The organism is Mycobacterium sp. (assembly GCF_049281135.1).
Lineage (GTDB): Bacteria > Actinomycetota > Actinomycetes > Mycobacteriales > Mycobacteriaceae > Mycobacterium.
Window position 1 is genome coordinate 1 of record NZ_JBAPRN010000727.1, and the last position, 8,508, is coordinate 8,508.

Genomic DNA, 8,508 nt, shown 5'->3' on the forward strand with positions numbered 1-8,508 from the left:
CCCCAGTTGTCACCGCTGAGAGGTGTCGGGTCCACATTCCAAGCCCAGTTGCCGTCGGGCCCGATTCCCCAGGCCCACCACGTATTCCGGTCCGTGAAGCTCGACGCCGGGCAGTGATACAGCCAGACCTGGTGATCGCGGGCGAACCCGTCGGCGACGATATAACAATTACCGTCGGGCGCCTGGTAGCCGCTGATCTGTGTTTCGTTGCCGTTCTGCCAGCTGACTGCGTCCCGACAGGACCCGGGAACGGTCGCCCACCCCGGGTTGTTGGGGTCGATTGTCACCAGTCGCGTGTCGATGGGTTGCAGGTTTGCCGTCCTTGTCACGAAGGCATAGTCGATGCCGAAGACCTGAACCGTCCCGGCCGGCAATTGGCTACCGCCGGGTACCGACGGTGGGGGCTCGGCGTAGAGGGTGCCATTCCCGCCAAACGAGCCGTTGAACTGAATTGTGTTGCTATTAACGGTGCCTGGTTGGACTTTCAGGGCCATCGATTGGCTCCATGTCCCACTTCCGCAAGAGTTGCCCGAGAAGGTGTCGCCGCCCAGAGCCACCAGACCGCTCGGCGATATTTCACAGAGGTCGACGGCTCCGGCGCCGAACGCGCCGGTCGGTGATTCGGTCCCGGCGATGGGCCCCAGATTGATGGCCTGCCCTGGTGCGGGTTGTGGCAGCTGTGGCAGCGCCAGCGTCTGCACAGCCGCAGCAAGTACGGCAGGCGCCAACGGGCGGGCACCTGACTTGGGTGCCGGCGGTACGCGTTTGCCGACTCGTTTCCGTGGTGCCGGCTTCTTCAATGCGGTACTGGCCTGCCCTATCGATGGAGCTTTCTTCGACGCGGCACTGGTCCGCACTGGAGATGGGGCTCTCTTTGATGCGGCGCTAGTTTTCACTGCTGCTGCGGTCTTTTTCGGAGACTTCGTTTCGAGCGTTGTTGTCATTTTGATCCCGTCCTTAGGTAGTGGTTGAAGGGGCTCATTGACCGGTGAGGCCGTGTTCCTCGTTGAGGGCGTCCTCGTACACGCCCGTGACCTGTTCCCAGTCCTTGATGCGTGTCAGTTGAGTGGTGCTGGCGCCGGCGACGTCCACGGTGCTGAAGTTGTTGTCGGCGTACACGAATCCGTGCGTTTTGCCGGCGGTGTCGGTGTACCAGCCGGCGATGTCCCCGTTGTCGTTGATGCCGAACGCGGTCGTGCCGCTGGCGAGCGGGAAGTTCAGAGGGCTGTATACACCGCCCGACAGCAGAAAGCCGTGGGTTGCTCCCGCTGTATCCGTGTATCCTCCGACGACGTCGCCGTTGGCGTTGATTCCCCCGACCGCAGTGTTTTTGGCTCCCGGGAAATCGATGGCCGTGAAGGTACCGCCGCTGCTGATGAACCCATGCTCGACGCTAGCTGCGTCGAAATAGTCGCCCACGATAGTTCCGGCGTCGTTGACGTCGATGGCCTGAGTGTCGGTTGCTCCGGGGAAGTCGACGTTGGTAAAGCTGATGCTGTCGCTGGTGGTAAAGCCATGTGCCGAACCCGCGACGTCGTCGTACGCCCCAACGATCAGACCAGACGTGTTGAGGCCCGTTGCGATGCTTGCGGTCGAGTTGGGCACGTTGAGGATTTGGTAGGCCCCTCCCGCCACAGTGAATGCGGCCGGGGGCGAGGACGCGCTGCCGGGGTCGAAAATGAACGCGCCCAGCGACGTGGTGCCGTCAGTGTCGAAAACCAGTGTTTGTGCGGCGCCGGGATAGTCGACGCTGGTGAACTCGTACACCTTCGCTGTGTCCGGATGAGCGACAGCGGCGTCGGGCGAGATCGCGGTGCTTTCGGTCCCAACGGTGGGTGGAATGCCCAGTAGTCCGAGCAAGACGCTTCGTATCGTTACGGGCGCTGATGGCGGTGCCGTCGTAGTCATGTCGATCCCCTTCTAGCTCATACGCATTCGGATGCCGCTGGCCCGCTCAACGACACCACCGGTGTTAAGGTTTGCCGCTCTGGGCATCGGGTTACGCGGACCTGTGTTTCCCGACAACGCGAATCATCACCGCGGGTGCGCGCGACCGAACCAGTAGTCGACTACTCAACTAGCGGCGCCCGGACGGTCGGCGTCAACACGACAGTTCGTAAGTACTCGACGTTGGCGGGACCGAAGGGCCTAAAACGTCCAGCTTCGCTGTAGGTCGAGGACGAACCCGTGCCGTTGGGCGGTGTCGTCGCCGTGGTTCTGGCCGAATCCCCTGATCAACATGCACGCGACGACAGCGTCTTGCACACCGCAAGTGATCTGGTCACCGCCCATCAGCTTTCCTCCGGCACCCAAGATCACCTTCTGACCTGACGCCAGCGGCTTCCCGTTGAGCTTGTCCGTGTCGGGAGGCCTGCTCTGGTCGAAATACGCCTTGTAGTCCCCCGCGTAAACCCGGTTCGCCGGATGATCGAGACCAGGAATCGCCCCGAAGCAGGTTGCCGCCGTATCTCCACGGCTGCTCCACATTGCACACTGCAAGCCCGTTGGGCTGGTAAATGTTGCCAAGGGGTAGTGGCCGGACGCATCGTGATCCTGCGAGACGTCGGTGAAATCGTTGAGATCCGGAAACCCTGGCGGTCCAGGGGCCAGCGGCCCGGATGTGGCTGCCGGAGGTGCTGCATGTGACGAACCCACAACCGGATGCAGCAAAACCCGCACGACAACAACGACACCGCAGGCCGCGACTGCGACAACGGCCAGAGCGATCATGACCCGCCGGCGCGTACCGGTACTCAGCTAGACCACCGCCCTCTCCGAACGACGACTTCCATCATTTCACCGCTGGTCGACGGTGTCCGTCGTATCGCTGTGCCATCTCGGACATGGAGTCTTGAAACTCTCGATGGTCTGTTTCGAGAAAAATGGCTGCCGAGTTTTGCCGTCATCGCATATCTTCAGCCCAGGCAATGTGGCCCTCGAAGCAGAGCGATGTCGCCATGTCCCCGTAGCGATCTCGGAACTCCGCGTAGGCGACGGCATCGCCATCGGCCCGCGCCACGAGCGCTCGCAGTCGCAGGAGCCAGATATCGCGAATTACCCGCGGCTCATCGGCTCGCGCAGCCGCCAGCCGCTCGATGGCGGCCTCGGCTTCGGCCACGTCACCGTCGGCTCCGCGCTCGAGCAGTGTCTCCACCAGAACACCCATCGCTGTGACGCCCCCCGCCAGCAGTTGCCCCTCGCGGACCAGGTGGTCGGTGGATGCCTGCATCAGCTGGATCGCCTCGTCGCGGGCTCCACGCCGAGCCATTTCCCGCGCCACGTACACCTCGACGAGCGGTAGATCCCCGAGGTTGTGTGCATCGCGTACAAACACGTCCCTGACCGCGGCCAGAAGTGTCTGTCCGCGGTCACGCTCCGCAGCCGTGTGGCGATGCACCAGTGCGACGCCCAGTGCCATCCGGGCGAATGACGGAGCCATATCATTGCCGGCTCGTTCGGCAATCGCTAGCGCATCCTCGATCTCGTGCACCGCGCGGTCGTCGGCAGCCAGTACGCCATTCGATATTCCCGGGAAGTAACCGAAATCGGCGACCCCGGCGTAGGTCAGTGGGTCGGCAATGCGGGCGATCTCCAGGCCATGACGCAGATCCTCGCGCCATCCGGGACGACCCAGCCAATAGCTTGCCGTAGCCCGTGCCGTCAGCGCCAGTGCTAAGGGAGACCCGAAGATGAAGTTGCCCATGAACGGATCACCGTCGGCCAGGTCGATAACCCTCTGCGACCACCGCAGCACGTCAGGCCACCGACCACATTCGAAATTGGCGTAGAGCGCCGGATAGGACAACCCCACCGTCAAGGTCGGATCGCCAAGGGACTCGATGAGGGCCATGGCCTCCGATGCCAACTTCGACGCCTCACGAATCCGGCCCCGATACGCGTGATCCATCACCAGCCCCCCCATGGCGACGGCCAGTGGCGCCTTGTCCCCGGTAACGGCGCACAACTGTCGCAACTCGTCGACGCGGGCGCCGGCGTCGTTCGTATGGATCCGATAGGCGGTCCCGCACAACATGGTTCGTGGGGCGATGCGCATGGCTGCCCAGTTCGGGTCGTCGGCGGGCAATGCGTCGGCGATCGCTCGGGCGCGCTCCCAACTGGTTCGTGCTGCGGGCATGTTGCGACTGGTTGCCCAAGCCCCGGCGCGCAGGTGCCAGCCGTAGGCGGCGCGCAGATCGCCGGCGGCCTCCACATGTTCGGCAATCAAAGCGGCATTTTCCTCAGCCGCTGCCGAGTCCCGTGATTCGATTGCGGCCGCGACGCGCCGGTGCAGCTCGGCACGATCGGATTTGAGCTGTGAGTCGTAGGCCACCGCACGGATGAGCGGATGGTGAAACACGTACTCCGGTCCTCCGGTGAACCTCACCTGATCGACGAGTTCGGCCACCACAAGGTCCTCGACAATCGGTTCAATGCCCAGTGTTTCGAGCAGGCCCGGGTCGAACCGCGAGCCGATGACCGCCGCAGCGCTCAAGGTGCGCTTGGCGACTGGGGCAAGGCGGTCGATGCGGGCGGCGATAGTCGCCTGCACGGTGGCGGGCATGCTGACCTCGGCTATTCCGACCGTTGATGAGTAGGCGCTGCGGTTGCCATTGAGCACGCCGCGCTCGGCCATGTCGCGCACCATCTCCTCGGCGAAAAACGGATTACCGGCCGCCCTCTCAGCGATCTTCTGGCCTAGCGCGTCAACAGAGGGGTCGTGGCCGAGCAGCTCTGAGACCAGCGCTGCGGTCTCCGAATCGCTGAGCGGCGCCAGGGCGATGCTTTGAGCACCCGGGACCCGGCTCAACGCACCCCGATATTCGGGGCGATAGGTGATCAGCACCACCGCGCGGGTCTGCGGAATCACAGCCATAAAGCTCGCAAGCATGGATTCGCTGGCCTCGTCGATCCAGTGCACGTCCTCGATGACATAGACTGCCGGGGCTCGGCGTGCCAGCGACGCCGCATTGACCAGTGCAGTCAACCGCCGCCGACGGGCGTCCGGATCGATCTTGGGCAGCGTCACCTCGGGATCGGCAACGCCCAGCAGGTCATCGAAGAGCAGTAGGTCTTCGGGGTCGGCGTCGGGCACCCGGGCCCGTATCTGGGTGCGGGAGCCGGCGGCGTCCAGATCACCTACGCCGAAGACTGCGCGCAGCAGTCGCGCCACGACGTAAAACGGGATATCGCTGGCGTGCGATTCGCAGAAGGCGGCGAAAAAGTCCACGCCCCGAGCCGCTGCCTTCGCGGCGACCTCACGCACCAGACGGCTCTTGCCGATTCCGGGCGTCCCCGTCACGCCGACCACCGCACCGTAGCCGTCGACGGCACGGTCCAACACGCCCTCGGCAGTGGCCATCTCCCACCGTCGACCGACAAGGTTCGACTCGGTGTGGCCAACGTCGCGATGCGTTTCCGCCATCCCCAACAGCCGGTGGGCGGGCACCGGCTTGTTGGCGCCCTTGATGTGCACCATCTCGGTGTCACCCAACAACGCCGTGCCACCGACCAGCCGTGCCGTGGATTCGCTGAGCATCACCCCGCCCGGGGGCGCGACGGATTCCATTCGTTGCGCCAGACCCACCTGCTCGCCAATCGCAGCGTAACCCAAAGCGCCCGAACCGATCTCACCGGCAACGACCTCACCGGAGTTAAGTCCGACGCGCAGCAGCAGATCCAGACCGTCACGGTCTTTGACGTCGACAGCCAGTCGAGCGGTTTCATCGTGAATGCCCAGCGCCGCACGGCAGGCGCGAACGGCGTGGTCTTCCAACGCCACTGGCGCACCGAACACCGCCATGATCCCGTCGCCGGTGAACTGTGCGACCGCGGCGCCGTAACGCTGCACCACCTTTGCAGCGCGGTTGGCGAGCTCGGTCATGATCTCGCGCAGCCGCTCTGGGCCGACTGCCGCGGCGATGTCCATCGAGTGGACCACATCCGCGAAGAGGACCGTCACCTGCTTGTATTCTGGGTGGGTGTCGGTTGGGTCGGCGACTGGGGAGCCACAGGCGTGGCAAAACCGGGCGTTCTCCAAAGGTGCTGCGCCACAACTCTGGCACACCGCTCCGGCCGTCATCCGACCCTCCGCTTATCCCGGCCCCCGGCATACACAGGATAGGCCGTCGGACACTCCACGAGGGGCTCTTGGCCCAGAGCGGTTATTACCGACGCGAAGCTCAAGATCCTGATATCTGGTCTGTTACAAGACCAGCATCCATCAGCACGCTCATCGATGTGTCGCGTTCCGCCGGGCCGGTTACTGTCCCGGTAACTCACCCGATGCGGCGAGGGCCAGTAGTTCGCCACGGCCGATCTGAGTGACTAGGCTCGCGCTGTCAAAGTAGATGCGTTCGTTGGTGATTCGATCGCCGTCGAAGAAGAACACGGCGATGATCGGTACCCGGAACGCCTTGCCGGTGGGCGGCATGCCGTAGAACTCACCGAGATTGGTTCCCAGCAGATCGAATTCGGTGATCACCGCGTCTTCGGTAACGTGGAAGCGCACATTGTCGTGCCGTTGGTCGGGGAACGCGGTCCGGGTGGTCCGGTAGTAGCCCATCACCTCGTCGTCGCCGTCGAAAACCTGACCGGTGGCCATGATCTCGTAGTGCGGGTGTCCGTTGAAGGTGGCCAGGGTGCGATCGAACTCCTTGGTCACCTCGGTATTCATGTGCTCTTCGATGAGCGCCAGGCGCCGTTGGCGGAGTTCGTCGCTGAGCATGTCTACTCCTTGGTGACTTTGGCCATTGCCAGCACGTCGAGGCGACGGTCGAGTTCTTCTTCGGACAGCTTGTCACCGATCAGCCCGCGGTCGATCACGGTCTGCCGAATCGTTTTGTGCTCCTTGAGTGCTTGCTTGGCCACCGCGGCCGCCTCTTCGTAGCCGATTACCGAATTCAGCGGCGTGACGATCGACGGGGACGACTCGGCCAGCTCGCGCAGGCGCTCGACGTTGGCGGTCAGCCCGACGATGCACCGCTCGGCGAACAACGTAGACACGTTGGCCAGCAACTTGAACGACTCGAGGATGTTGCGGGCCATCATCGGGATGTAGACGTTGAGTTCGAACGCGCCCGACAGTCCGCCGACGGCGATGGCGGCGTCGTTGCCGATGACCTGAGCGGCGACCTGGGTAACCGCCTCGCAGAGAACGGGATTGACCTTGCCCGGCATGATCGAGCTGCCCGGCTGCAGGTCCGGTAGGTGAATCTCGGCCAGGCCGGTCAGCGGGCCCGATCCCATCCAGCGGACGTCGTTGGCGATCTTGGTCAGCGACACCGCGATGGTGCGCAGCGCACCGGACGCTTCGACCAGCCCGTCGCGGGCCGCCTGAGCTTCGAAAGAGTTGGCTGCGGTGCGTAATTCGGTCAACCCGGTGTCTTTCACCAGCACCTGGACCACCTTGGCGCCGAAGCCGTCGGGAGCGTTGAGGCCGGTGCCCACGGCGGTGCCGCCGATCGCCAGCTCGCCCAGCCGGGGCAGCGTCGCTTTGACCCGTTCGATGCCGGCCTCGATCTGCCGGGCGTAGCCGGAGAACTCTTGGCCGAGGGTGACCGGGACGGCGTCCATCAGGTGTGTGCGGCCCGACTTGACCACCGTGTGCCACTCCCGGGCCTTGCCGGCCAGCGCGTCGTGCAGCACCTGTAGCGCCGGGATCAGATGGCGCACAGCGGCTTCGGTGGCCGCGACGTGGGTCGCGGTCGGAAAGGTGTCGTTGGACGACTGCGACATGTTGACGTCGTCGTTGGGATGCACGGTCACACCGTTGGCGCCGGCGATGCTCGAGATCACCTCGTTGGTGTTCATGTTGGAGCTGGTGCCCGACCCGGTCTGGAAGACGTCGATCGGGAACTGCTCGTCGTGCTTACCGTCGGCGATTTCCGCGGCGGCGGCGATGATCGCGTCGGCCTTGTCGGCGGCCAGCAGTCCGAGGTCCTTGTTGACCTGCGCGCAGGCGGCTTTCAGCAGACCCAACGCGCGGATCTGGGTGGGCTCCAGTCCCCGTCCCGATATCGGAAAGTTCTGCACCGCGCGCTGAGTCTGCGCGCGCCACAGCGCTTTCGCGGGCACCTTGACCTCGCCCATGGTGTCGTGCTCGATGCGGTATTCGCTGTCTGCCATTTGGGGGCTTTCTTGGTAGATATGTGGGACTCGTTGAGTAGCGGTTACGGCAGTGGGTATGCGGCGCTGCTGTCGCCGGTGAAGTCGATCGCGGAGTATTCGTTGAGCTTGGTCAGCCGGTGAAAGCCCTCGACCATCCGCAGCGTGCCCGACTTCGAGCGCATCACGATCGACTGGGTGGTGCAGCCGCCGGGCTCGTAGCGGACTCCCTTGAGCAGGTCGCCGTCGGTGACGCCGGTCGCGCAGAAGAAGACGTTCTCCCCGGACACCAGGTCGCCGGTGGTCAGCACCTGATCGAGGTCATAACCCGCGTCGAGTGCCTTCTGCCGCTCGGCGTCGTCCTTAGGTGCCAGCTGCGCCTGAATCTCGCCGCCCATGCAGCGC

At 64.2% G+C, this 8,508-nt stretch carries 7 protein-coding genes; all 7 read right to left on the reverse strand.

The features are described from left to right. Window positions 1-728: DUF4185 domain-containing protein (locus WAN02_RS29055; RefSeq protein ID WP_422268845.1), on the reverse strand; the 728-nt coding region annotated here is incomplete at its 3' end. A gap of 250 nt (window positions 729-978) precedes the next feature. Further along, entirely contained in the window at window positions 979-1,908 is a 930-nt protein-coding gene (locus WAN02_RS29060) for a hypothetical protein (RefSeq protein WP_422268846.1), read from the reverse strand. 240 nt (window positions 1,909-2,148) lie between these two features. Then, window positions 2,149-2,730: a hypothetical protein gene (locus WAN02_RS29065; protein ID WP_422268847.1), complete on the reverse strand. Its 582-nt coding sequence runs from the start codon at window positions 2,728-2,730 to the stop codon at window positions 2,149-2,151. 172 nt (window positions 2,731-2,902) lie between these two features. Continuing rightward, window positions 2,903-6,079, reverse strand: coding sequence for an ATP-binding protein (locus WAN02_RS29070; RefSeq protein WP_422268848.1), 3,177 nt, complete (start codon window positions 6,077-6,079; stop codon window positions 2,903-2,905). A gap of 180 nt (window positions 6,080-6,259) precedes the next feature. Beyond that, window positions 6,260-6,724, reverse strand: a complete 465-nt coding sequence (locus WAN02_RS29075; RefSeq protein WP_422268849.1) for an ester cyclase — start codon at window positions 6,722-6,724, stop codon at window positions 6,260-6,262. Between the two features lie 2 nt (window positions 6,725-6,726). After that, complete coding sequence (locus WAN02_RS29080) at window positions 6,727-8,124, reverse strand: class II fumarate hydratase (RefSeq protein ID WP_422268850.1); 1,398 nt, start codon at window positions 8,122-8,124, stop codon at window positions 6,727-6,729. Between the two features lie 44 nt (window positions 8,125-8,168). Then, window positions 8,169-8,508: fructose-bisphosphatase class II (locus tag WAN02_RS29085; RefSeq protein WP_422268851.1), on the reverse strand; the 340-nt coding region annotated here is incomplete at its 5' end.